This is a genomic window from Mucilaginibacter flavidus (genome assembly GCF_024055575.1).
GTDB lineage: Bacteria > Bacteroidota > Bacteroidia > Sphingobacteriales > Sphingobacteriaceae > Mucilaginibacter > Mucilaginibacter flavidus.
Genome location: NZ_JAMXOE010000008.1, coordinates 132699 through 156291, shown reverse-complemented (window position 1 = coordinate 156291; position 23593 = coordinate 132699). Strand labels below are relative to the sequence as shown.

General features: G+C 41.7%; 18 protein-coding genes and 2 tRNA genes. 10 read left to right on the top strand and 10 right to left on the bottom strand.

The annotated features are described in order from the left end of the window. Nucleotides 1–463: 463 nt before the first annotated feature. Nucleotides 464–928, top strand: coding sequence for a DUF1801 domain-containing protein (locus NAF19_RS14340; RefSeq protein WP_252790749.1), 465 nt, complete (start codon nt 464–466; stop codon nt 926–928). A gap of 27 nt (nt 929–955) precedes the next feature. Here the strand turns inward: NAF19_RS14340 and NAF19_RS14335 are convergent, their stop codons facing one another. From NAF19_RS14335 to NAF19_RS14315, 5 genes are all read right to left on the bottom strand, one after another. Then, nucleotides 956–1867, bottom strand: coding sequence for a hypothetical protein (locus NAF19_RS14335; protein ID WP_252790748.1), 912 nt, complete (start codon nt 1865–1867; stop codon nt 956–958). 9 nt (nt 1868–1876) lie between these two features. Next, complete coding sequence (locus NAF19_RS14330) at nt 1877–3055, bottom strand: acetyl-CoA C-acyltransferase (protein ID WP_252790747.1); 1179 nt, start codon at nt 3053–3055, stop codon at nt 1877–1879. A 93-nt stretch (nt 3056–3148) separates the two neighbouring features. Beyond that, nucleotides 3149–3313 (bottom strand): type II toxin-antitoxin system antitoxin, encoded by a 165-nt coding sequence (locus NAF19_RS14325; protein WP_252790746.1) that lies wholly within the window; start codon nt 3311–3313, stop codon nt 3149–3151. Nucleotides 3314–3315: 2 nt separating this feature from the next. Continuing rightward, nucleotides 3316–3825: a hypothetical protein gene (locus NAF19_RS14320; RefSeq protein WP_252790745.1), complete on the bottom strand. Its 510-nt coding sequence runs from the start codon at nt 3823–3825 to the stop codon at nt 3316–3318. Between the two features lie 4 nt (nt 3826–3829). Next, nucleotides 3830–4687 (bottom strand): SPFH domain-containing protein, encoded by an 858-nt coding sequence (locus tag NAF19_RS14315; protein ID WP_252790744.1) that lies wholly within the window; start codon nt 4685–4687, stop codon nt 3830–3832. Between the two features lie 112 nt (nt 4688–4799). Here NAF19_RS14315 and NAF19_RS14310 point away from each other — a divergent pair, with 112 nt between their 5' ends. From NAF19_RS14310 to NAF19_RS14300, 3 genes are all read left to right on the top strand, one after another. Next, complete coding sequence (locus NAF19_RS14310; RefSeq protein ID WP_252790743.1) at nt 4800–6869, top strand: HD family phosphohydrolase; 2070 nt, start codon at nt 4800–4802, stop codon at nt 6867–6869. A 94-nt stretch (nt 6870–6963) separates the two neighbouring features. After that, nucleotides 6964–7053, top strand: a tRNA-Ser gene (locus tag NAF19_RS14305). Between the two features lie 49 nt (nt 7054–7102). Beyond that, a tRNA-Ser gene (locus NAF19_RS14300) sits at nt 7103–7190 on the top strand. A gap of 183 nt (nt 7191–7373) precedes the next feature. On the opposite strand, the gene NAF19_RS14295 is transcribed toward NAF19_RS14300, so the two are convergent. Beyond that, the gene (locus NAF19_RS14295) at nt 7374–7655 is read right to left on the bottom strand and encodes a transposase (RefSeq protein ID WP_256484301.1); all 282 of its coding nucleotides are present in this window, start codon (nt 7653–7655) and stop codon (nt 7374–7376) included. 178 nt (nt 7656–7833) lie between these two features. Further along, the gene (locus NAF19_RS14290; RefSeq protein ID WP_252790741.1) at nt 7834–8862 is read right to left on the bottom strand and encodes a chemotaxis protein CheB; all 1029 of its coding nucleotides are present in this window, start codon (nt 8860–8862) and stop codon (nt 7834–7836) included. 133 nt (nt 8863–8995) lie between these two features. Here NAF19_RS14290 and NAF19_RS14285 point away from each other — a divergent pair, with 133 nt between their 5' ends. The 3 genes from NAF19_RS14285 (at nt 8996) to NAF19_RS14275 (ending at nt 13013) form a co-directional block, all read left to right on the top strand. Further along, entirely contained in the window at nt 8996–9574 is a 579-nt protein-coding gene (locus tag NAF19_RS14285; RefSeq protein WP_252790740.1) for a chemotaxis protein CheB, read from the top strand. Beyond that, complete coding sequence (locus NAF19_RS14280; protein ID WP_252790739.1) at nt 9575–12535, top strand: CheR family methyltransferase; 2961 nt, start codon at nt 9575–9577, stop codon at nt 12533–12535. A 112-nt stretch (nt 12536–12647) separates the two neighbouring features. After that, nucleotides 12648–13013, top strand: a complete 366-nt coding sequence (locus tag NAF19_RS14275) for a response regulator (protein ID WP_252790738.1) — start codon at nt 12648–12650, stop codon at nt 13011–13013. 549 nt (nt 13014–13562) lie between these two features. On the opposite strand, the gene NAF19_RS14270 is transcribed toward NAF19_RS14275, so the two are convergent. Together NAF19_RS14270 and NAF19_RS14265 are read right to left on the bottom strand one after the other, a co-directional pair. Further along, the gene (locus NAF19_RS14270; RefSeq protein WP_252790737.1) at nt 13563–14465 is read right to left on the bottom strand and encodes a glycoside hydrolase family 16 protein; all 903 of its coding nucleotides are present in this window, start codon (nt 14463–14465) and stop codon (nt 13563–13565) included. Between the two features lie 353 nt (nt 14466–14818). Further along, nucleotides 14819–17431, bottom strand: a complete 2613-nt coding sequence (locus tag NAF19_RS14265) for a non-ribosomal peptide synthetase (protein WP_252790736.1) — start codon at nt 17429–17431, stop codon at nt 14819–14821. 810 nt (nt 17432–18241) lie between these two features. Between NAF19_RS14265 and NAF19_RS14260 the strand changes: the two genes are divergently transcribed. Then, a complete protein-coding gene (locus NAF19_RS14260) occupies nt 18242–19786 on the top strand; it encodes an MBG domain-containing protein (protein WP_252790735.1) in 1545 nt (514 codons plus the stop codon). Here the strand turns inward: NAF19_RS14260 and NAF19_RS14255 are convergent, their stop codons facing one another. After that, a complete protein-coding gene (locus NAF19_RS14255) occupies nt 19787–20980 on the bottom strand; it encodes a glycosyltransferase family 4 protein (RefSeq protein ID WP_252790734.1) in 1194 nt (397 codons plus the stop codon). A 158-nt stretch (nt 20981–21138) separates the two neighbouring features. On the opposite strand from NAF19_RS14255, the gene NAF19_RS14250 reads away from it, so the two are divergent. Together NAF19_RS14250 and glf are read left to right on the top strand one after the other, a co-directional pair. Beyond that, nucleotides 21139–22464 (top strand): flippase, encoded by a 1326-nt coding sequence (locus tag NAF19_RS14250; protein WP_252790733.1) that lies wholly within the window; start codon nt 21139–21141, stop codon nt 22462–22464. A gap of 18 nt (nt 22465–22482) precedes the next feature. Further along, nucleotides 22483–23592 (top strand): UDP-galactopyranose mutase, encoded by a 1110-nt coding sequence (glf, locus tag NAF19_RS14245; protein WP_252790732.1) that lies wholly within the window; start codon nt 22483–22485, stop codon nt 23590–23592. Nucleotide 23593 lies beyond the last annotated feature (1 nt).

The following is a 23593-nucleotide window of genomic DNA, read 5'->3' as shown; positions in this document are numbered from 1 at the left end:
TTGCATTGAGCGGGGCTGTTTTTGAAAAAAGGCATTTAATTTTAAACGATGTCCAAATTTTTTGTACAAATAAGCCGTAAGTAATATTACCATAAGTTTGATTTTGTTTAATTGATATTTTTTAAAATATATTAATAGTAAACATTCGTGTTCGAAATATAACCGCGTGTTGATAACTGAGCTACCTAATGAGGGCAAAGGGAACGATACTGCGGCCAAAACCTAACAGATTGGCGCAACACCGGTTGCTCCGCTTAAAATGCAGGCAAACAGATTCAACAGGTTTAAATTTTTAGTTTTTATCTATATTCAATTTGTTAAGTAAATATTCAAGGCGTTAGGAATTGGTGGCTCTTATATTTTATCAATATAATCTGCTATGTCCAATAATTTTATTTTCAATTACTTATACGGTATATTTATAAAATAAGATGTGTTACAATTATCGATTATAATTGTCTGTATGGGAAAAGAAACTGTAGATGATTTAGTGAAATTTTTACTGACTTATCCCGACAGTGTTAAGGGAGCGGCACTATGGCTACGCGAATTTGTTTGGGATTTATACCCCGAAACCAATGAGCTTATTTACGACAATTATAACGCCGTAGCGTTTGGCTGGTCGCCCACCGATAAGGCAGGGGACGTGTTTTGCAGTATAGCCGTAGTTAGCGATCACGTTAACTTTGGATTTAACCGCGGGGCCGACTTTCCCGACCGGCAAAAACTATTGATAGGTAACGGCACACAATACCGCTATTTCCAGGTGCGGCAGAAAGACGATTTTCCGGCGGAGTATGTGAAGGAGTTGCTGGCTATGGCTTATGAAAATTCAGTGTCACGCCAAAAGCCGGTTAAAGTGCCGATAAAAGGGCAAACAATTGTTAAGTCAATTTCGCCGGTAAAAAGACGGTCGGGTATTAGTTAATTAGCGGTTAGGTCTCCTTCCTGATCTCTAATTAGACTTTGCCGCTGCTTTATCAAGTTGTGCCTGTTTCTTTGGATCTACGTACTCTTCATCGCGGGCCTCGGGCATATTTCTCAGGTCGATATTATCAACATAAACCCACCTTCCGTTTTTTAATTTATAGCCGCTGTAGGTTAAATCTGGGCCGTAGCTTGAATGTTGCGCCTTCAATTTAGGGTCGGGCGGAGCAAGATGATCAAAAACTATAGTGTTATTTTCAGGAACATATCTTAACAGCATGGAGACTTCGCGGTTGTATTCAAAAACAACCCGTGCCCGCGTTTTACCGTTACCATCGAAAACATGCAGGCCGAGTTCGGGCTTGTCGCCGGTAAATGACAGCACGTCAATTACTTTTTTGGTTGATTCAACGGTGTAACCTTTCCAGCCAACTAATATGTAATATGGCTTGGGCGCATAAACAGGTACTATTTTATAGTATTGGGCGCCATACCATTTGCGGTTGTCAGTAACAGAATCTTCAGGGTTTTTCAGTAAAGGCGAATAATCTTCAAGCGGGTACATTTTTAATTTACCACCGGTGTTAAGCTGTATGGTGCCATAAAAACGATAACTGCCATCATTGTGTTTTATATTCCAGGTGAATATGCGAAAGCGATTGTCGGGCGAGTTTATTACTTTGATGCTTTTTACAGAATCGAAGCCGAAAAGAAATGAATTTGGAATTTTTAATGCATTTACTAATGTTTTAATAAATGCGTAATTAGCATTTTTACGTTCGAGGTCGTCTTGGTCGTTTATAAACTTTTTGCCAAGTTCAATCAGCGTGTCCTGGTAAAGGTTTAATTGTTTAATGCGCCCGTTTTCGTCGGAATGCTGGGCGAAAATAAGGCGTGGCATTGCAGCCAGTAAGAAGCAGGTAACAACGAGGGATTTCATCACCCCTAATTAACGAAAATTTTCTATAATCATTGCGCTTGCACCACCGCCACCATTACAAATTCCGGCAGCGCCATATTTTCCATTATTTTGCTGCAACACGCTTAGTAATGTTACTATAATACGCGCTCCCGAAGCACCGAGCGGATGGCCAAGCGCTACGGCACCGCCGTTTACGTTTACCTTTGCCGGGTCGAGCTTTAAAAGCTGATTGTTGGCAATAGCAACTACAGAAAATGCTTCATTTATTTCGAAGAAATCTATTTCGTCTGAAGATAGTCCGGCGCGATGCAAAGCCAGCGGGATAGCTTTTGAAGGTGCCGTGGTAAACCATTCAGGAGCCTGTTGGGCGTCGGCATAGGCAACTATACGGGCCAGCGGTTTAATACCCAGTTCATCGGCTTTTTCTTTACTCATCAAAACAACTGCGGCTGCACCATCATTTAAAGTTGATGCATTAGCGGCTGTCACTGTGCCGTCTTTTTTAAATACCGGTTTTAACGACGGAATTTTATCAAACTTAACTGCTTTTGGCTCCTCATCATCGGCAAAAAGGGTTACGTCGCCTTTTTTGTCTTTTAATTCAACCGGAGTTATTTCCCTCTTAAATTTACCTTCGGATTGTGATGCCAGTGCTCTTTTGTATGATTCTATCGCAAACGCGTCCTGTTCTTCGCGACTAACATTGCATTCGACAGCACACAACTCTGCAGCCGAACCCATGTGGTAATCATTGTAAACATCCCACAGGCCATCTTTTATCAGTCCGTCGGTAATTTGCCCGTTGCCAAGGCGATAGCCGTTACGGGCCTTATCAAGGTAGTAAGGCACGTTGCTCATGCTTTCCATACCGCCAGCAACCACAATGTCATTTTGCCCCAGGGCTATACTCTGGGCAGCCAGCATAATTGCTTTCATGCCCGATGCGCAAACTTTGTTCACCGTAGTAGCGGGTAACGAAGGCAGGCCTGCAAATATCGCGGCCTGAGTAGCAGGGGCCTGGCCTATGTTGGCAGATAAAACATTGCCCATATAAACTTCCTGCACTTGCTCGGGCTGTAATCCTGCTTTCTCAACGGCTGATTTAATTACGATACTACCTAGTTGTGTTGCCGAAAGGCTGGCTAAACTGCCGCCAAAACTGCCGATAGGGGTACGGGTTGCTGCTACTATTACTACTTCTTTCATTTGGGATGCTTGTTATTTTTGGTGCCGCAAAATTAATAAATTTTATTATGCATGCATAGTTTTTTACTTGTAGAGACGCAATATTTTGCGTCTCTAATCTTTTTTCTTTCTATCCCCTCTTTTACGCGCGTTTAAAGCCTGCTGCAGTAAATACTCAACCTGGCCATTGGTGCTACGAAACTCGTCGGCGGCCCATTGCTCAATTTCTTTAAGCACTTCGGGATTGATGCGTAATATAAATGCTTTCTTTTCGGCCATAATTAATGCGCTGCTTGTCTTCGCCTCCTCAAAACTGTTAAAAACGAACCAAAAAAGATTAATAAAGGAATTAAATTCGTGGGTGCTTTATTTGGGTCTATATGTATAAAATCAGTTAAGCAAAAAGGATTGCTTTTAATATGCATTATTTCTCCATACCCGGTTGAGTTCCAGATACCCACCCGCGACCAAATCGACGGCCTGTTAAATTCGGCACTAAACCCGGTTTGCAATGTTAGTACCACTTTTCGGCTAAACAACGCCTGTGTTGCCCGACCTATTATGGCCATATCCTCGCCAGTAATTAATAACGTCCGGCTAAAAATGCCTTCGCGCTTAAATATCCATGTACCGGTTGCTGAAATCACGGTTGCCTTACACATTGAAAGCCGGTGATAAGTAATTTTACCGTAGCTGTAAATCTTGTCGGTCAATTCATACTCGTGGCTAAACCAACCCTTTCTCACCATGAAAAGGTCGTCCGTTTTGCTTGTATCAAGTGTGTTGAACATATTATTAATGATATAATGTACCTGTGTTAACAACCGGGTTTACGCTGCGGTCGCCACATAATACAACCAGCAGGTTGCTTACCATAGCGGCTTTGCGTTCCTCGTCAAGTTCAACTATTTTTTTCTCTGATAATTTGGCCAATGCCATTTCAACCATACCAACCGCTCCTTCAACAATCAACCTGCGGGCCGATATAATGGCAGATGCCTGCTGGCGCTGCAACATGGTGTGAGCAATTTCGGGCGCGTAAGCCAGGTGTGATATCCGGGCTTCCAACACTTCAATGCCTGCGCGGTCAAGTCTTTCGTTCAGCTCTTTTTCCAACAAAAGGCTTACTTGTTCGGCCCCGCCACGTAGGGTAATGTTTGCCCCTTCATCCTCCATATTGTCATAAGGAAATGAATTGGCCAGGTGCCTTACTGCGGCTTCGCTTTGTATGTTTACATACTGAAGGTAATTTTCAACCGCAAAAATTGCACTCGCGGTATCTTTTATCTGCCAAACAATTACCGCGGCAATTTCAATTGGATTGCCCACACTATCGTTAACTTTAAGCTGTTGTCCGTTTAGGTTAAATGCTTTTAAGGATACTTTCTTTTTAGCGGTAAAAGGGTTTACCCAAAAAAAGCCATCCTGTTTTACCGTGCCTACATACTTGCCAAAAAGGGTAAGTACTTTTGATTCGTTGGGGTTAACGATAACAAGGCCCGGCAACACGAAAATAAAATTAATTAAAATACTAGCAACGCCTGCGGCGATGTAATGAAGTGCAAAAGATACTATCGCTGCAGCAAGCAACAACAAGAACAAAAAGAACGCAAGGTAACCTGAGGGTGGGTTGATGGTTTTTTCGGTATTCATGGTTTTTGTGATTTTAAAATGATATCATAAAGATATCATTTTTGATTTGACAAAAGCAAGAAAAAAAACATTTAACCGAAACTTATATTAATTTTGGTGTAGAAACGTATAAATGGCAAAACTATCCACTTCGCGCCAAAAGGCTTTATTCCGCAAATACTCGCGTAATGTTAAGTTTTTAATGATGCTGGCAAGTATTTGCGTAATTGTATTTACCCTGCCCAAACAGGCTAAATTCAGCTACGATATTGAGAAGGGACGCATCTGGAACCAGAAGGAGTTAATCTCACCTTATAATTTCGCGATATTAAAAACGCAGCAGGAGATTGAGAATGACCAAAAAACTGCGCTGGCAAGTATTACGCCTATTTACCAGGCCGATGCTGATATGCCGGGGCATCAGCTTGAGGGATTTAAAAACGATTTTGAAATAAAATGGCACAACGCAGGTATTCCTGATAACAAGAAGGCGAAATACGAATCCGCAGGATATGATTTACTAAAATCAATTTATGATAAAGGCGTTTTAGCGCTAAATCCTAAGTATCAACAGAATGCCGAAAATTACAAGATAACGATATTAACCTTTAACCTGGCAACTGATAAAAACACTGCCGACCTTTATACCAAGCAAACAGCCCTGGCGTATTGCGACCAGTTTTTAAGTGCCAATAAAGATTTGGATAAAGCTTTTTTGCTCGACCTGATTAATAACCGGCTGCAGCCCAATCTAATTTTTGATAATAAGCTAACATCCAGATTAGAAAAGGAAGCTGTTGATAACCTTTCTACAACGCGGGGCATGGTCCAAAAAGGAGAGGTGATCATCGCGAAGGGCTCAGTCGTTAGCGATGAGACTTACCAGAAGCTACAATCGTACAAGAAGGCTTTTGAGGACAATGCCCGGATCAACGGCGACAGGCGGCTGGTGCTGCTCGGCCAGTTTTTGCTTGTGGGTATCACTATTACTTTACTTATTGTATTTCTATACCTTTTCCGCAAGGATATTTACGCTGATAACCGCCTGGTGACCCTGATATTGCTGGTTATTACCGCCATGCTGTTTACCTTATCAATAGCTATAAAACTGCAGCTGCCCAATTTATACTACATACCCTATTGTATTGTACCTATAATTATCCGCATACTGTTTGACACCCGATTGGCGCTAAACATTCACCTGCTGGTAGTGTTGATAGCGGGATTTTTTGTGCCCAACAGCTTTGAGTTCGCTTATTTTGAAATAACTGCAGGGATGGTATCCATCTACAGCATCAAAAACCTGATACGCCGCGAGCAATTTTTAATATCGGCGCTGATTATCACTTTTACTTATTTCGTTGCTTTCCTCGGTATTTCGTTTATTCGCGAAGGCAGCATCAGGAGTATCGACTGGATGGATTTTGTGCCGTTTATAGTAAGCGTATTGTTAACCTTACTGGCTTATCCGCTTATTTACATCTTCGAAAAAATATTTGCCATAACGAGCGACATCACTTTAATAGAGCTCACCAATACCAACGCGCCTTTGCTGCGCGAAATGGCATTTACTGCACCCGGCACGTTCCAGCACTCGCTGCAGGTGGCTAACCTGGCCGAGAATGCCATATACAGCATCGGTGGCAACGCATTACTGGTTAGAGCAGGAGCATTGTACCATGATATCGGTAAGATGGAGAACCCGCTGTTTTTTATCGAGAACCAAACATCGGGCTTTAATCCGCACGATAAGCTGCCGTACCAGGAGAGCGCCCAAATAATAATCAGGCACGTAAGCCAGGGTATTGAGATGGGGCGTAAAGCCAACCTGCCCGAGATTGTGGTGAACTTTATCCGCACACACCACGGCGACACAAGGGTGGATTATTTTTACCAGTCATTTTTGAAAAATTTTCCTGAAAAATTCATCGACGAGAACACTTTTAGGTACCCGGGACCTATTCCTTTCTCAAAAGAACAGGGTGTTTTGATGCTTGCCGACTCAGTTGAGGCCGCATCGCGTGCATTAAAAGAGCCGGACGAACAATCGATAAGCAACCTGGTCGACAGGATAGTAAAATACAAACTCGATCAAAACCAATTGAAAGACAGTGATATAACCCTTAAAGATATCGAAACCATCAAGGTGATTTTTAAGCGGATGCTGATGAGTATTTACCATGTGCGGGTAGATTACGATTAAAAAGAACTTTTTTTTTGAGGGATAAGCCTAATTGCTATATTTGCAATCCCGAAAAAAAGGGAATTATTGGAATGCCGGCCGAAAGGCTAAACATGGTGAGGTGCCTGAGAGGCCGAAAGGATCAGTTTGCTAAACTGACGTACGGGAAACTGTACCGAGGGTTCGAATCCCTCCCTCACCGCCAGTATAAAAGGTCCCGTAGGTTACGGGATTTTTTATTTCTGAATAAAAAAGGAGAGGTGTCAGAGTGATCGAATGTGCCTGATTCGAAATCAGGTGTACTGCAAGGTACCGGGGGTTTGAATCCCTCCCTCTCCGCCAAGTTCAATATGAAAAATAGATAGAAGCCTGCAAATCAAATGATTGCAGGCTTTTGTTTTTAGGTTAAATGACTATAATATTCACCAAATCGCTACATAAGAGGTTATGCCCTGAAATTCGGGGCAAAGACCATCTACTGTAGCCCGTTTTAACGGGCTATTTTTTTATACCCCGAACGGATGACTACTGGTAATCCGGTATAAAATCTTTTTCATTCTTATACAGCGTATAGATCAGTATCTGTAGTTTTCTCTCCAGTGAAACGATCCCCGTTTTTTCGGGTTTGCCATTGTCTTTAAGCCTGTTAAAATAAAGCTTCAGCGTTTTATTGTGAATAATAGAACTGACGGCGGCCATATATAAGCCAGCCCTGATATAGGTATTGCCCCGTTTGGATATGTGGGGCCGCCAGGAAAGGGTGCCTGACTCTTTCATAACCACATCGAGCCCGACATAACTGACCAGCTGGCGCCGGTTACCGACATTAGGTTATGAACAGTACCATGGAATAGACCGATAGAAATTAATAATCAAAGGAAGAATGGGCGATACTTTGCTTTGCTTTTGTGAAAATAGCACGACTTTATGATCTTTGCCACTGTAAGCGAAAAAACAATATTTGGTGGACTTGATGACCTGATTGCTATTTCGGCAAATCACTTTGAGTTGCTTTGTCATCCGCGAGAAGGAATGCCCTGATACGGTCAATATGTACCTGGGACAACTTTGCCCGCTCTGCCGCCGATCGGGCTTGAGCTCCGCTTTGATCTTTGGAAAGTGTGGTAAGAAGGTTTTTTCTTTCTTCAAACATCCGCAGTGCGGTCCACATTGTTTCTTCAATTTTTTTGGTTTGCTCGGCCAGCAGGGCGGCAGCTGTGTAAGCGTGGCCGGTGTGGCAACGATACCGTAATTGGGATCCCTTAGCTATCTTCCATAGAACGCCGCCGCAACCAGGACAATTGAACGGTACCTGTTCACCGAGGGCGTTTACCGACGCCAGATCGCTCAATACTCGCCCGGCAATAATCAGTTCCCGCTGAATATCCTTAGGAATCATTTTTTGCTTGCCAGGCTTCCCAGCGACCAATTTAACAAGAATGCCACCCATTTCTGCTATGGAGACACAATAATCCATCTGGAGCTGGTTGAGTGCGTTTTTCGGCATATCGGGATAATCAGCCTCATTGGGGTCTTGCACGATACAGGTTCCCCCACACCGTCGAATGGCAATCATTCCGGCCGTTCCGTCATCCAGGTACCCGGTCAGTATAATGCCGGTCACGCGGTTTCCGAAAGCGACTGCGGCGGAGCGGAAGAGCGGGTCAATTCCAGGTCGGGATCGGTTTTCCTGCGCCCCCTTTGTGACATGCAGCAAACCTTCCTTTTCCAGCAGCAGGTGATGATCCGATGGCGCCAGGTAAACGTTACCCGCTTTAACCGCCTCTCCATGAACAGCGTGCGCGCATTTTAATTTTCCGTATTTATTTAAAGCATTCAGTAGCACATCGCCCGTGGCATCCGGGGATATATGCATTACAATAAGCACAGGTGCTGGGAAATCTTCGGGTAACTGCTGAACCAGGGCTGTTAAGGCCTTAAGCCCACCGGCAGAAGCGCCCACAACAATGACTTGGCCGGTTTTAGGATGGAATCGGGCTGAATTGGTTTTCATAATATAAGGAGAACATAAATAAGTCGGAATAGTTCCTGATATTAAATAAATACTCGTAGGTTTGATTTATTATTATACTTACCTTCCTAGAATTTTCAAAGATTCTAGTTTCGCTCTTTAAAATCCTGCACTATTGAAAGCCGCCCCCCACCATATTATTGCTATTGGCGCCTCTGCGGGCGGCATGGAAGAGATCAATTCTTTTTTTGACCATACGCCTTTAGACGGAGTTTCTTACGTTATTGTTCAACATTTATCTTCTGATTTTAAAAGCAGGATGGTTGAGTTGCTGGCCAAGCACAGTAAACTTGTTGTCGAGGAAGCTAAAAATGGTATGCAGGTCAAAAGCAACCAGGTATACCTTATCCCCAGCGATAAGTTCATGACCATAAGCGATGATACGCTATATTTGACAGGTAAGGAAAAATCTCCAGGCCCTCACCTTACCATCAATACATTTTTTAATTCCCTTGCCGCTGATTGTGGCACAAAAGCGATTGCTGTGGTTCTTTCCGGATTAGGCAGTGATGGCACCCAGGGTATAAAGGCAATTAAAAAAGCAGGCGGAATGGTGATAGCCCGCAACCCGGAAACAGCAGAGTTCGCCAGTATGCCTTCTAACGCTATCGCTACAGGTATGGTAGATTTTATTTTAGAACCTGAATTAATGCCTGGTACTATTGAAGATTATGTAAAACACGAGCGGGAATGATTGCCTGATACTGCTGACGACCAAAAAAACCTTGAGGCTATTATACATCTGATCAATGAACAGCTACCGCTTGATTTTTCGGATTATAAGCAAACTACTATATTAAGAAGAATTAAAAGGCGGGCGGCCTACAATAATTTCACTCGATTAGAAAATTACATTGACTTTTTGAAGGCAACACCGGTAGAGATAGCCGCTTTGGCCAAGGATTTTTTAATCAGTGTTACTTCATTTTTCAGAGATAAAGAGGCCTTTAACTTTATTGAAAAAAAGGTATTGCCAGGCATATTGGAAAAGCTTGCCCCGGATGAAGAGTTAAAATTGTGGGTAGCTGGCTGCGCGACCGGCGAAGAAGCTTATTCACTCGCTATATTAATAGCGGAGCAATTAACTGGCAAACTTAAAAATACCGTTGTAAAGATATTTGCTACAGATATTGATACTGCCGCGTTAGTGCAGGCAGGCAAGGGGATTTACAACTTGAGCATTGCAAAAGATGTATCCGCAGGACGGCTCGAAAGTTTCTTTTCAAAAGAGGGGAACAATTATAGGATCAGCCCGGAAATACGTAAAATGGTAATTTTCGCAAAGCACGATCTGGTGAAAAATCCACCCTATTGCAACATGCATTTTATCAGTTGCCGCAACCTGCTGATCTATATGACACCTGTATTGCAAAAAAAGATATTTACCATGCTGCTTTTTGGGCTTAAAAAGGATGGTTATCTATTTTTAGGTTCCAGTGAAAACCCGATGCCTATCATCAAAAACCTGGAAATTGCTCATAAGAAATACAAGATATTTAAGAATCTTGAAACAAAACGGCTGTTACAATTTGATACATTTTCATTACCTGAACTAGTTGATCCAAAACGTAAAACGTCCTCTCTTTCTCATGAGGATACTTCCCAAAGTGCAAATAATTCACAGGCAGAAAGAATGCACATTAGTTTAGCAGAAGACCTGGATTACCTGGCCGTTTGTATTGACGAAAACAACAATGTTGTCAAATCATACGGGGATACGACAAAATATTTTTTACAAAAACATTATACTTCAAACCTGGAAGAGCTTTTGCCAAAACCGCTTGCCATTGCATTTAATACATTAAAAAACAGCGCCTTAAAAACAAACAAAAAAGCTGCCCTTACCGGGATAAAAATTAAAAACAGTCAGTCTGTAATTAAAGTAAGCTTATCCGTCCGTCTTTTGACCGGAAAGAAAGGTGAGCAAACATTATTAATGGTAACTTTTACTGAGGATAGATTGTTCAGTATTGAACATCAGGAAGATATGGTGTTTGATGAAAAAATATACCACGGTGAATACACCATGAACCTGGAAGAGGAGTTGAAGGAACTAAAAGATAAGCTTCTATCTGCTCATGAAAAGCTGGATGCTTCCAATGAAAATATGCAGTCTTTTAATGAAGAACTTCTTTCGGCCAATGAAGAAATGCAAAGTACCAATGAGGAAATGCAATCAGTTAACGAAGAACTGCACACCATTAATGCAGATTACCAGTTGAAAAATAAAGAGCTGCTCGAAATCAATGATGACCTGAATAACTATTTCCGGAGTAATATCAACGGCCAGTTGTTTATTGATAACGAACTGCGCTTAATGAAGTTTTCGCCCGGTACTGTAAAACAGATCAACTTACTGGAAACGGATATCGGCAGGCCGCTCAGTAATATTTCTACCAATATCAAATTTGCAACCATTATTGAAGACGTAAAAAAAGTATTAGCTGATGGAAGCATAATTATAAAAGAAGTTGAAACCAATAATGGCAAATGGTATCAGGTTATGACGATGCCCTACGTTCAGCAGGCCGATCATAAAAATACCGGCGCTATTATTACTTTTAATGATATTACGGAATTAAAGAAAATACAACAGGAATTAAATACCAGTAATAAAATGCTGGGCATAGCTATTGACTCTGCCGCAATGGGTATCTGGTCTATTGACCTCAAAACCCGTGAATTTGTTCCATCCCATCGGTTAAAGGAGATATTTGGCTTTCATCCTGATGAGCAAATGACCTATGAAGCGGCAATTGCCCAAATTGATAGTAAATACCAATCGTTAGTAACCGATGCCGTGGAAGCCAATATCAGCCAGGGTGTAAAATATGACATAGAATATCCCTTACGGGGATTTCACGATAGAAGACTTCGCTGGGTTAGGGCTAGTGGGGACATTTCTTTTGACCAGGAAGATAAGCCAACGTATTTTACGGGGGTACTACATGATATTACTATGCATAAACAGGATGAAATCCGGAAAAACGATTTTATCGCTATGGTAAGCCATGAACTTAGAACTCCGCTTACTTCACTCCTGGGCTATATACAGCTTTTAACTTCCAGAGCAAAAAAAGACGAGGATACCTTTAGCTTGGTTAAACTGGAAAAGGCCCAAACCCAGGTAAAGAAAATGACCGCCCTAATCAACGGTTTTTTAAATGTTTCAAGCTTTGAAGCCGGTAAGATTTATTTGAATGAGCAGACATTTGAGATGAATGCGCTAATGGACGAAATAGTGGAAGAAGTTACATTGGTAACCGCAAGCCACAATATTGTAGTGCTGCCGTGTCCAGCGGTATCTGTTAAGGGAGATAGGGATAAGATCGGCCAGGTGATCAACAACTTACTGAGCAATTCTGTGAAGTATTCACCGAATGGCAAAAATATTGAGATCTCCTGCAAAAAGGTGAAGGGGGATATACAGGTAAGTGTAAAGGATGAGGGGATGGGCATAAAACCACAGGATCAGGAAAAGTTATTTGATCGCTATTACAGGATAGAAAATATGGATACTCAAGCCGTTTCCGGCTTCGGCCTTGGCCTTTATCTTTCTGCTGAAATCATCCAGCGCCATAATGGTAAAGTATGGGTGGAGAGTGAAATGGGTAAAGGGTCAACTTTTTACTTCAGCTTACCTCAATTGCAATAGGCTTAACTTTAAGCGTTACAAATAATAATCGAAACAAACTTTTAAATAAGCTTGATACTGGCACCATATTAGCCATACCAATGGCTGCAAAGTCTTTGTACTACACTTATTTATGAGAAAAAAAATACTGATCCTTGACGATGATCCTGACATTTTGGAAATACTTTCTTTCCTATTAGTTGAAAACGGTTATGAAGTACGCACACTACATTGTGGCCATACCGTATTTGATGATATAAAAGACTTTCAACCACACCTGGTATTAATGGATGTAATGCTTGCCGAAATGGATGGCCGTGCGATTTGCAAAAATATAAAGGAAAATTATTTGACCTGTTTTCTACCTGTTATTTTGATTTCCGGGACACATAACCTTGCCGAATCAATGCACTTGCCCGGCGCTCCCAATGATTTTTTAGCAAAACCTTTTGATATGGACGATTTGCTTGCGACAATAGAAAAACAACTGGTTTCCTGACCAACGGGATTACTTAACTCACGCGCGATTTATTTAGGACCCGGCTTCGAGTTTAAAATCTGTTATAACATACATATCTGTCACAACATAAATGGATATATATTTCCTAATGCCTTACGTGTGCCGGGTTATCTTCTCCCGTTACGAATATTATCTGGGCACCTATAAATATGACAAGCGTGTGTTTTATTTAATCAGGGAAAATTCTTTTGAATATAAATATTCCGCGGGTGTTATTTATTCAGCGGTTAGGTTTTATTTAGTTTGTTGTTAAGCCTACGAAGCCCTACGGTCGTAATAGATATTGTGGAATTAAAATTGCAAAAATGCCATTGCCTTAATCACCAGTACCGCTGAGATAGCCCACCACCGTAAGACCCGTCTTTGACAAGGTATTAGTTAATTTCGATTTGTTGTCCTTTTGGAATAGATGGTTAGGATCCTTATAGCGAAATTGTACCGCATACTGCTCGGCTGTAAAATAATCACAACGTATTTAATTACAAATAATAAAGATTCGTTTATCAAGTAACAATAACCGGGAATAAATTAATGTGAAGTAAATACTTTTACGTAATCTACGTACATAGTTCCTGTTTGAATGTTTCCTGGGATGAGGTTCTCATAATAAAGACCACCTATAGGTACGCTCAATGCAATATTTTCTGATTTTCCAAAAAGGAACGGAACCAAATCGCTCGCTGTTTTGGATTCAACCAACTTGCCGTCGAGGTAGTAATTTAGCGAGTTCTGCGTCCACTCCGTCATGAAAACATGCCAGCAAGTAGATAAATCCTCGTCAGCGGGATTGGCATAAAACCCATTATTCACAAGGTTTTCACCGGTGTGTTTGCCATAAAAGTAATTGGTAAAGTACTCCTTTGTATCATTTCCTTCGACCTGAAAATAGTTAATCTGACCGTTGGTTGGCCAGTCGGTTCCGTACGACTCGAAAATAGAAACAAGCCCGTATCCCGAAGCTACCTTCACCCTGGCAATTATCCGCACTTTTGGGGTGGCTGAACTTGCCGAAAAAGTTGAATTACTTACAATAGACCCCGAAGTAAAGTTATAGGTTTTTTGCACGGTACTGTCTTCTCCTGACTGAGCGGTTACGGCTTGCTGTTTAACGGAAAGTTGTAAAACTCCATTAACTATCTGCGCATTGTCAGGCTTATAATATTGCAGCTCGTTTCTTACCGGGCCGGTGTAGGCGTACCAGTTCGACAAGTCACCGGTAAATTCATCGTCAAACACTTTCGTCCAGCCATTAGTACTAAGGGTTGTTTCATCAAAGTCATAATCACAAATGGTAGTTGCAATTTGAGGATTTACATCGGTTTGTGTCTTTTTTGGAGTGCCCGGGTCAACTGAAGCAACCTTTTTGCATCCCAGGAAGGATACAAAGGAAACACTCAATATTAAAAACAAAGATTTGGTAGAAGTTTTCATTTTGTTAGATATTATTATTTAAACTGTTTATCCGGTCAATGGCCGGTAATTGCATTATCACACATTTAGGAGGCGCTATCATCCGCCGGTGGCTAATCAGGCACCTCAGGCAGTAATCTCCTCAGTTGCTGTATGGAGTGATTCGTAAACGAATAACTTAATTTCCAACACAGGTTTCGAAATATATTCTTCACCACATACTGAGCACGACGCTTCCTCTACTAAAGCCTTCACAAGAGTCGTTTTAATACCCGAGAATGTTAGGGCATTAAAGATTGACACGCTGCAACACGGGTTGAAGCAATAACAATTGACATAATCGGGGTAATTCATTTTGTAACTTATTATATATATTAATTCATTAATTTATTAAGACCATATTGCAGTTTTACGGCAAAATCTTCAACGTTAGGATGCAAAAGCATTGATAGATGGTCGCCGGATACCTCACAGACTTCAACACCTTTTTTAGCATATTTTGTCCAACCGAGGAACTCGACGTCATCAACATAATGTGTACACGTCTTCGCTTTATACAAGTACACTTTATCGTCAAAAGGTTGAATTACATAATTTTTCAACGCAACGCGAAGCTTGTTCTGTATCTTCTTTATCTGCCGGTAAAATTCTTTCGAATCTTGTTTTAAAGCTCGCTTTGAATGTATTTTTTTGAGGGACTGCTGTAAAGTTCCCTTAGGGTCTGCCAATGTCGATTTTGCAAGGGAAATAATCCGCGGCAGATTCCTTTTTACTTTCCTTGGTATAAGATAGCCCAAGCTTTTGAATTCGGATTTCTCGGCATCACTATCAAAAATTATCACTTTCACATCTTTACCCATTACTTTAAGCTGTTTTCGCATCTCTATGGCTACGTAGCCCCCGAAAGAATACCCTGCCAGGCAATATGGACCTTCGGGGTTTTGCTCCAAAATCTCGTTAACATAATTTGCGGCTATTTCTTCCATAACTTCCAGGGGCTCTTCGCCTTTAAGGCCCCGTGCCTGCAACCCATAAACAGGCTGGTCCTTATCCATGTTTATTGCAAGATCATTGAAATACAACACATTTAAACCTTCCCCATGTATAATATAAATAGGAGGCTTAGACCCTTCCTGCCTGATGGCAATCAGCGAATTCCACCCGTTTGTAACTTCATCCGAATTGAGATATGATGCCAGTCTGGCGATGGTAGGGTTATTTAACAGGGTTGAAATTGGCAAACGTTTACCTGTGATTTTTGCAACCCGCGCCATTATCTGCACAGCGAGTAGTGAACGGCCCCCCAACGCAAAAAAGTCGCTATCTATACTAATTTGCTTTATTCCCATCGTGTCCTGCCACATTTCGGTCAACTGTTTTTCAGTTTCTGTTCCAGGTGCGACATACGTTTTTTTAAGCTCTATGTTTTGAGTTATCGGGTTGGGTAAAGCGTTTCTATCAATCTTACCGTTGGGTGTAACCGGTATTGACGATATAAAAATGATGTCATTAGGTACCATGTAGTCCGGCAACATTGATAACAACATTTGTTTTAATTCGATCTTAACGAACTCTTTATTGCAATTGTCTGCAGGTACGATGTAAGCAACCAGGCAGGGATCGCCGGTTTCGGTGTTGGCAACTGCAACAGCCTCTTTCACGTGGTCGCTTTTCAATAAAGCGTATTCTATCTCCCCCAGTTCAATACGAAATCCTCTTATTTTTACCTGGTGATCCAATCTGCCAAGGCATTGAATTTCTGCATTTGAGGTAAACCGGCCCAAATCGCCTGTACGATACATTCTGGCTCCGGGGCTGGTCGAAAACGGATCATCTAAAAATCGTTCGGCCGTGAGTTCCGGCCGGTTTAAGTAACCTTTTGCAACTCCTTTTCCGCCTATAAATATTTCGCCAACCACACCATCCGGTTGCATATTCAATGATTCGTCCAGGATATATACCTGGGTATTATCTACCGGTTTGCCAATGGTGATTTCTTCTTCGCTGGTAATAAGCTTTTGCGTTGAATACACCGTTGTCTCCGTAGGTCCGTATTGATTCCAAAGTTCGTTGCATCGTGATAAAAGTTTTTCGGCGAGTTCTTTGGATAAAGCCTCTCCGCCTGTAATTACCCTAACCGGCAGAAACTCTTCCCAACCGGCCGCAATAAGCATCCGCCAGGTATATGGAGTAGCCTGCATGATGGTTATTTTTTCCCGCTTCATCAGCTCCAGTAATAACCACCCGTCCTTTGCGGTTTCACTGCTCGCTAACACAATCTCTGCCCCGGCAGTAAGCGGCAGATATAATTCAAGCCCGGCAATGTCAAAAGAAATTGTTGATATTGCCAACAGGCGGTCACCCGGGTTAATGCCCGGCGCCTTTTGCATGCTAAGCAATAAATTAGCAAGGCTTTCGTGGGTGACCACAACACCCTTTGGTTTTCCGGTAGATCCAGAGGTATAAAGTATATAAGCTGCTTCGTCGCCAAAAATGACTGTATCCAACTCATCTGTACTTATGTGCTCAAATTGCGACCAGGCTTCTTCTATCAGTAACTCCTGGGCTCTGGAATTAAAATATTTTTGATATTTTTTTGATGTTATGAGCAAGCTAGCTGAAGAATCTGAGATCATGAATTCTATCCGGTCTTTTGGATATGTAGGATCGAGCGGAACATATGTAGCGCCTGATTTTAGAATAGCAAGCAGTGATACGATCATTTCAGGTGAACGATCCAATGCCAGCGCTATGATGTCTCCCTTCTTTATACCTCTATTTATCAAAAACCTTGCAAATTGGTTGGCATTGTCTCCTAGTTTTTGATATGACCAACAGGTTTCATTGAATTTAATGGCTGTACGATCTGGATATACCTGCGCACATTTATCTATAAGATAGTAGAACGGCTGAAATGAAATGTCTTCGAAAACTTGCTCAAGATTAACATTTTTTTCATCAACGTATAAAGATGTTTCAAACTTCATTTGTATCTAATAATGTATTTCAAACCCCGTTAACTTCCGTCAAAAGTCAGTAGTGCAAATTTCCAGCACTGATTTCCTTTGGTCATGTTGCAACACCTGATGCATCTCGCGGTACCCTTTGTCCGACTATAATACCGGTTCTTATGGGTGTTGCCTACAACTAATAGTTACCAAGTTTTATGCCGAATAATTCTGGGACAAGCAACCGGGTGATATTATTAATTACAGATTTATTTCGACTAACGAAACCATGCAGGGGAATTCATAAGGCCACAATTTTTAACAAGACGTAAACTTTTATGCGAAACCGGGATAGTTTAAGTCAATATCCGAATAGATAACGAGACAAGTATCTGATTAACAACAAATTGAATTTTACTCTTATCAATTACCTTGCGACTGTTTTCGGTAAGCCAGACAAACAAAAACCAACTCTAAATGTTCGAATAGATACGACCATCTTATTTTACTATGAGGAAATATTTACCAACTTATAATAAAAATTTCTCTCTTTATTTTTTTAAAAGGAGAAAGGTGGGTGCGTTTTGGAAAAATAAGAGATGCGAGCCCAACTTAGGTTTTAGTGCAATTACAAAATATGCACATTTTAACAGACAAATATTTTTCAATTTTAGTCATTTTGCAGTTTTGGTGCTTTTTTTGGTTTGCTCAACAGGGGCGGCCGCCTCATCAAGAACGCGGAACATAAAGCTTACGCCAACAATTAATGAAACCGGTGCCCCAAACTCAGTAAACACTGCCTATGGTACGGCATCGGCGTCTTCAAATTTTTCAATATCGGGATCCAATATGCAGCAAGGTATATTGGTTACATCGCCGGCGGGTTTCGAGGTTAGCACCAACAATGCAACGTTTTCGGCAACAGTCACTGTAGGCAGTGCCGGCAATATTCTACCTGCTACAATTTACATCCGGTTGGCGGCATCAACCGCAGCCAACAATTATTCCGGTAATATTATTTTGAGCAGTCCGGGAGCTTCAAATTTAAATGTCACGATGCCTAACAGTACCGTATCTCCCGCACCATTAACGGTAACCGCTACAGATGCCGTTAAAACCTACGGGCAAACACTTACGGCTGGGCCGGGCTCAATTGCATTTACTGCCATGGGTTTACAAAATGGGGAAACAATAGGAAGTGTAACCAGCGGTTATGGTCCGGGCTCAGCAGGTACGGATGTTGCAGGAACCTATGGGGGCTGCGTTACAGCTGCCAATGCAACCGGCGGAACATTTAATCCGGACAACTACAACATCAATTACGTGGGGGCGCAAATAATTGTCAACCCTGCACCTTTAAGTATAATTGCTAATGATGTGACTAAAGCTTATGGGCAAACACTTACCGGTACATCCGGTTCAGCCGCGTTTACATCTGTCGGGTTGCAAAATGGCGAAACCATTGGTTCTGTTACCATTGCATACGGCACAGGCGCCGCCGCAGTCGATGGTGTCGGCACTTATATAGATTGTGTTACCGTAGCAGCCGGTACCGGTGGGAATTTCAGGGGGCACAACTATACAATTATACATGTTTCAGCTAACATTATAGTGGAGCCGGCGCCATTGACCATTACAGCCGGGGATGTTACCAAAACTTACGGGCAAATACTCACTCAATATTCAGGCTCTACAGCATTTACAGTTACCGGTTTGCAAAACGGGGAAACCATTTCCACTGTTTCAATATATTATGGTACAGGCGGAGATGCAAGTTATCCACTGCAACCGTGTGACCAGTGCGTAACCGCTGCAAATCCTGTTGGCGCATTCAATCCGGACGATTACCTTATCAACTATATCCCGGGGAACATTTATGTTACTCCTGCACCCTTAACTATCACAGCTGATAACCAGTTGAAACTTTATGGCGCGCCCAACCCGGAACTCACCGTAACCTATTCCGGGTTTGTGAACGGCGAAGGGCCGGCGCAAATAACTGCGGCACCTGCCATATACACAACTGCAACAACGAATTCTCCGCCGGGCCAGTACCCGATTATGGTCACAAGCGCGTCGGATCCGAACTATATTATTACTTATTTACCGGGTGAACTCACGATAACTGCATCGTACCATATACCAAATGCCTTCACCCCAAACAACGATGGAATAAATGATACCTGGCATATCCAGTTTCTGGACAACTACCAAAATTGCGCGGTGAGTATTTTTAACCGGTTGGGTCAGCGCGTTTATTTCTCAAATGGCTACGGCATCCCCTGGGACGGCACCTACAACGGGCAAGCCATGCCTACCGGCACCTATTATTATGTCATCGATCTAAAAAACATCGATAAAGTACTATCGGGATATGTATCGTTGTTACGGTAGTTAACCTACTTTATCCCACTCTTTTGTATTGTACCGTCCATACCACCGGTTGAGTAAAGCCCCAGCTAATAGCGATGTTTTTTTAAACGGCCTGGTTTTAAAGAAGCTCAGCGTCTGTAGCAGCTCATTTCCCATATAATTAAAATCCATTTGGCTAATTAATTCAAGCGACTTTAAAGACATTTTCTTTTTAACAAATTCGGGCAACCTGATAAATTCCAGCAGTTTTTTCTGCAGTATGCCGGGCTCATAGGGATCAAACAGGTAGCCGTTTTCCCCATCCTTCAAAAGGGTGAATGCGGCGTTTATTTTGGTGCTCAATAAAACAGGCAGGCCCGCGGCCATGGCCTCGTTAACAACAAGTCCCCAGCTTTCATATAAACTGGGCGATACAAAGGCATCTGCATCAAACAAAATCTTTGGGATCTGTTCATTTGCGGCTACCCCCAAAAAATTCACGCGTTTTAACCCCTGGCTCTTTTGGTAGTCCTGCAACTCGCCAAGCAGGGGGCCGTCACCCACAATTATAAGGGCATAACTGTCATCATTATCCTCTACAAATTTCCATGCCTCCAGTAAGCTTATTACATTCTTCTTTTCAACAAGGCGCGACACAGTAATGATCTTTTTAGTATCCACGCGTTTAGCCCCATCAACCCGAAAAAGGTCATTGTCTATGCAATCGTACCCATATAGGTACTTTATTTTGTTTTTGCTATATAACAGGGTGTACTCTGCGTCATACTCGTCAGAGGGCAGCCACAGGGCGTCAATCTGGTTGGTGATCAGGTCTTTTACGCCTTGTACAATTAAATTTCTTTTCACCCATGACGGCTTTGCATCATCAAACATGATGAACTTCTTTTTATTGCGTTTTGCCCATCGAAGGCCTAATGCGCCCGAATAAAAAACGATTGACCCGCCAATCACCACATCGGGATCAATTTCGTCAAGCTTGCTAAATATCTTATCTTTTATTTGATGCTTTGTAAGATCGGCATCGCTCTGATCGGGAAAAAGGCAATCCCACCACGATTCTGTTTTGTTAAAAGATTCGAAATTGTAAGGTGAGCCTTTTCCAAATAACTCCACTGCGTAAAGTTCAATTCCTTTTGATCCAAGAAAATCCCTCAAAAAAAATAGCCGCCGCCGCCAGTATACCCGCAGGTCGTTGTGAATAATTAAAACTTTCATGTTGTTATCGGTTTTAAGCAAACCATGGCGCGGTTTAAATGTTTGCCATATAGACAAATATGGATCGAAACGTCAAAGCCTATATTCCCTTAATCGGTTTAAAAGATGTAAAACAATGTGATTAGATATTAGTTGACTGTTTGAAGTTTACACGAAAAATGATCGATAAGGACAAGAAAATCCTCTTAAATAATATTTCCAGCTTATTTTCAGTACAGGTAGCTAATTATGTGCTGCCTATGATAAGCATCCCCATAATAGTAAGGATAATCGGTCCGGATAAATACGGTGTTATCAACTACGCAAGTGCGATAGTAAGTTACTTCATACTGATAGTAAATTATGGCTTCGACCTTACTGCTACCCGCGAGGTAGCTCAAAACAGGAATGATAAGAAACACATCGAGGAACTTTTCAGCATAGTTTTATGGAGTAAAATATTACTGTTTTTGCTTACGCTAATAGCATTTTTAGCTTGTTTTGCCATTTTTCCATTGTTCAGAAATGAATGGAAAATAATGATATACAGCTATGTTGTACTTCTATCATGGGTTATTACACCCAACTGGCTTTACCAGGGCATGCAGGATTTGCACAAGATTGCGGTATTTGATGTTATAATAAAGCTGATTTTCACAGTGGTTGTTTTGTTGATGATAAGACAAAAATCTGACTATCTCTATCAACCACTGATAGCGGGTGTCACACAAATTATTATAGGCTATTATTCGTTCCACTATGCCATGCACAAATATGGCCTCAAGATAATCAGGATATCGTTAAACCAAATACTTACAGTTTTAAAAAACGAGCGTATTGTATTTTTCTCTTCGATAGTAATAAACCTGTATACCACTACCAACACGGTACTACTTGGAAGTCTGGCAGGAGATATGCAAGTAGGTTATTATACTGCCGCTATCAGGTTTATACAGATAGCCCAGGCCATTATCACGCTTCCATTGTCCAACTCATTTTTTCCTTATGTGGGCGCAGCATTTGGCAAAGGGAAAGACGAAGGCATTGCCGCAGCGCGAAAAGTGCTGCCAATAGTTACAATAGTAGGATTATTTTGCTTTTTGGGCATGATTATCCTGGGGCCGTGGGTGCTTGGCGCTTTTTATGGCGCTAAATTCGCCCCCAGTATACCCATATTTATTACCCTGTCAGTTACACCGCTTATAATAATAATCAGTAATGTGTATGGCATATTGGTTATGATGAACCTTAAAATGGATAAAGCGTTCCTGCGTATTACTGCGTGTGGCGCCGTTGTAAGCATTGCATCTAATTTATTGCTGGTGCCCTGGGCTGGTGGTTTGGGTTCGGCATTCAGCTTGCTGATTACGGAGAGCTTTATTATCGTGGCTATGGGTTTTATTCTGCTAAAACAAGGCATCAATTTATTTGACCCGGCAGGTTTTCATCCTAAAAAAATCATGTTACAGTTTCAATCCGTTTTTCCGCGGTTTAACAAAAATTAATGCATTTATAAATTAATAATGAAAAAATATTTAATAGTAGGGGCGGGATTTTCAGGCGCTGTAGTAGCCGAACAGCTAAGCAAAACTGATTGCGAAATACTTGTAATTGACGAACGGGCGCATATTGGCGGGAATTGCTATACCGAACGTGAAAAAGATACAGGCGTGATGATACACAAATATGGTCCTCACATATTCAATACGGATAATAAAGAAGTTTGGGAATACATCCAGCAGTTCTGCGAAATGATGCCTTATACTAATAGGGTAAAGGCGGAATACAAAGGCAATATTTACTCGCTGCCAGTAAATTTGCATACTATAAACCAATTCTTTGGTAAAACGCTGAATCCAAAGGAAGGCAAAGAATTTATTGAAAACCTGGGCGACAAAAGTATTGTTGAACCTAAAAACTTCGAAGAACAGGCACTCAAATTTTTAGGTAACGATTTATACAATGCTTTTTTTTACGGGTACACAAAAAAGCAATGGGGCTGCGAACCAACAGAGCTGCCGGCTTCTATTTTGAAGCGCTTACCTGTTCGTTTCAACTATAATGACAACTATTACGCTTCAACCTACCAGGGGATACCGAAAGACGGCTATACCGCAATTTTTGAAAAGATGCTGGACCGGCCCAATATTGAAATACAATTGAATACGAAGTTCAACAAGGATTTTGATACAAGCGAGTATGACCAAATATATTATACCGGCCCGATAGACGCCTTTTTTGATTACAAGTATGGACGATTAAGCTATCGTACTGTATTTTTTGAACGCGGAGAAGTTGAGGGTGATTACCAGGGGAATGCGGTAATCAATTATGCCGACCCTGAGGTTCCGTTTACAAGGGTGCACGAACACAAGCACTTTACGCCCTGGGAACAACATGAAAAAACGGTGTATTTTAAGGAGTACAGCAAGGAAACTGAGGAGCAAGATGTGCCCTATTACCCCAAGCGTTTAAAGGATGACATGGTAATACTGGAACAATACCAGGAAGAAGTTAAAACGCTGAACAATTATGTTTTCCTGGGCCGGTTGGCCACGTACAGGTATATGGATATGCACCATGTAATTGGTGAGGCGTTGGGGGTTATAAGAGATGCCGGAGATAATAAATAAA

Coding starts and splice junctions, on each gene's coding strand:
- NAF19_RS14340 (WP_252790749.1), top strand. CDS start 464: ATGGGAAAAGAAACTGTAGATGATTTAGTGAAATTTTTACTGACTTAT.
- NAF19_RS14335 (WP_252790748.1), bottom strand. CDS start 1,867: ATGAAATCCCTCGTTGTTACCTGCTTCTTACTGGCTGCAATGCCACGC.
- NAF19_RS14330 (WP_252790747.1), bottom strand. CDS start 3,055: ATGAAAGAAGTAGTAATAGTAGCAGCAACCCGTACCCCTATCGGCAGT.
- NAF19_RS14325 (WP_252790746.1), bottom strand. CDS start 3,313: ATGGCCGAAAAGAAAGCATTTATATTACGCATCAATCCCGAAGTGCTT.
- NAF19_RS14320 (WP_252790745.1), bottom strand. CDS start 3,825: ATGTTCAACACACTTGATACAAGCAAAACGGACGACCTTTTCATGGTG.
- NAF19_RS14315 (WP_252790744.1), bottom strand. CDS start 4,687: ATGAATACCGAAAAAACCATCAACCCACCCTCAGGTTACCTTGCGTTC.
- NAF19_RS14310 (WP_252790743.1), top strand. CDS start 4,800: ATGGCAAAACTATCCACTTCGCGCCAAAAGGCTTTATTCCGCAAATAC.
- NAF19_RS14290 (WP_252790741.1), bottom strand. CDS start 8,862: ATGAAAACCAATTCAGCCCGATTCCATCCTAAAACCGGCCAAGTCATT.
- NAF19_RS14275 (WP_252790738.1), top strand. CDS start 12,648: ATGAGAAAAAAAATACTGATCCTTGACGATGATCCTGACATTTTGGAA.
- NAF19_RS14270 (WP_252790737.1), bottom strand. CDS start 14,465: ATGAAAACTTCTACCAAATCTTTGTTTTTAATATTGAGTGTTTCCTTT.
- NAF19_RS14265 (WP_252790736.1), bottom strand. CDS start 17,431: ATGAAGTTTGAAACATCTTTATACGTTGATGAAAAAAATGTTAATCTT.
- NAF19_RS14260 (WP_252790735.1), top strand. CDS start 18,242: ATGCAGCAAGGTATATTGGTTACATCGCCGGCGGGTTTCGAGGTTAGC.
- NAF19_RS14255 (WP_252790734.1), bottom strand. CDS start 20,980: ATGAAAGTTTTAATTATTCACAACGACCTGCGGGTATACTGGCGGCGG.
- NAF19_RS14250 (WP_252790733.1), top strand. CDS start 21,139: ATGATCGATAAGGACAAGAAAATCCTCTTAAATAATATTTCCAGCTTA.
- glf (WP_252790732.1), top strand. CDS start 22,483: ATGAAAAAATATTTAATAGTAGGGGCGGGATTTTCAGGCGCTGTAGTA.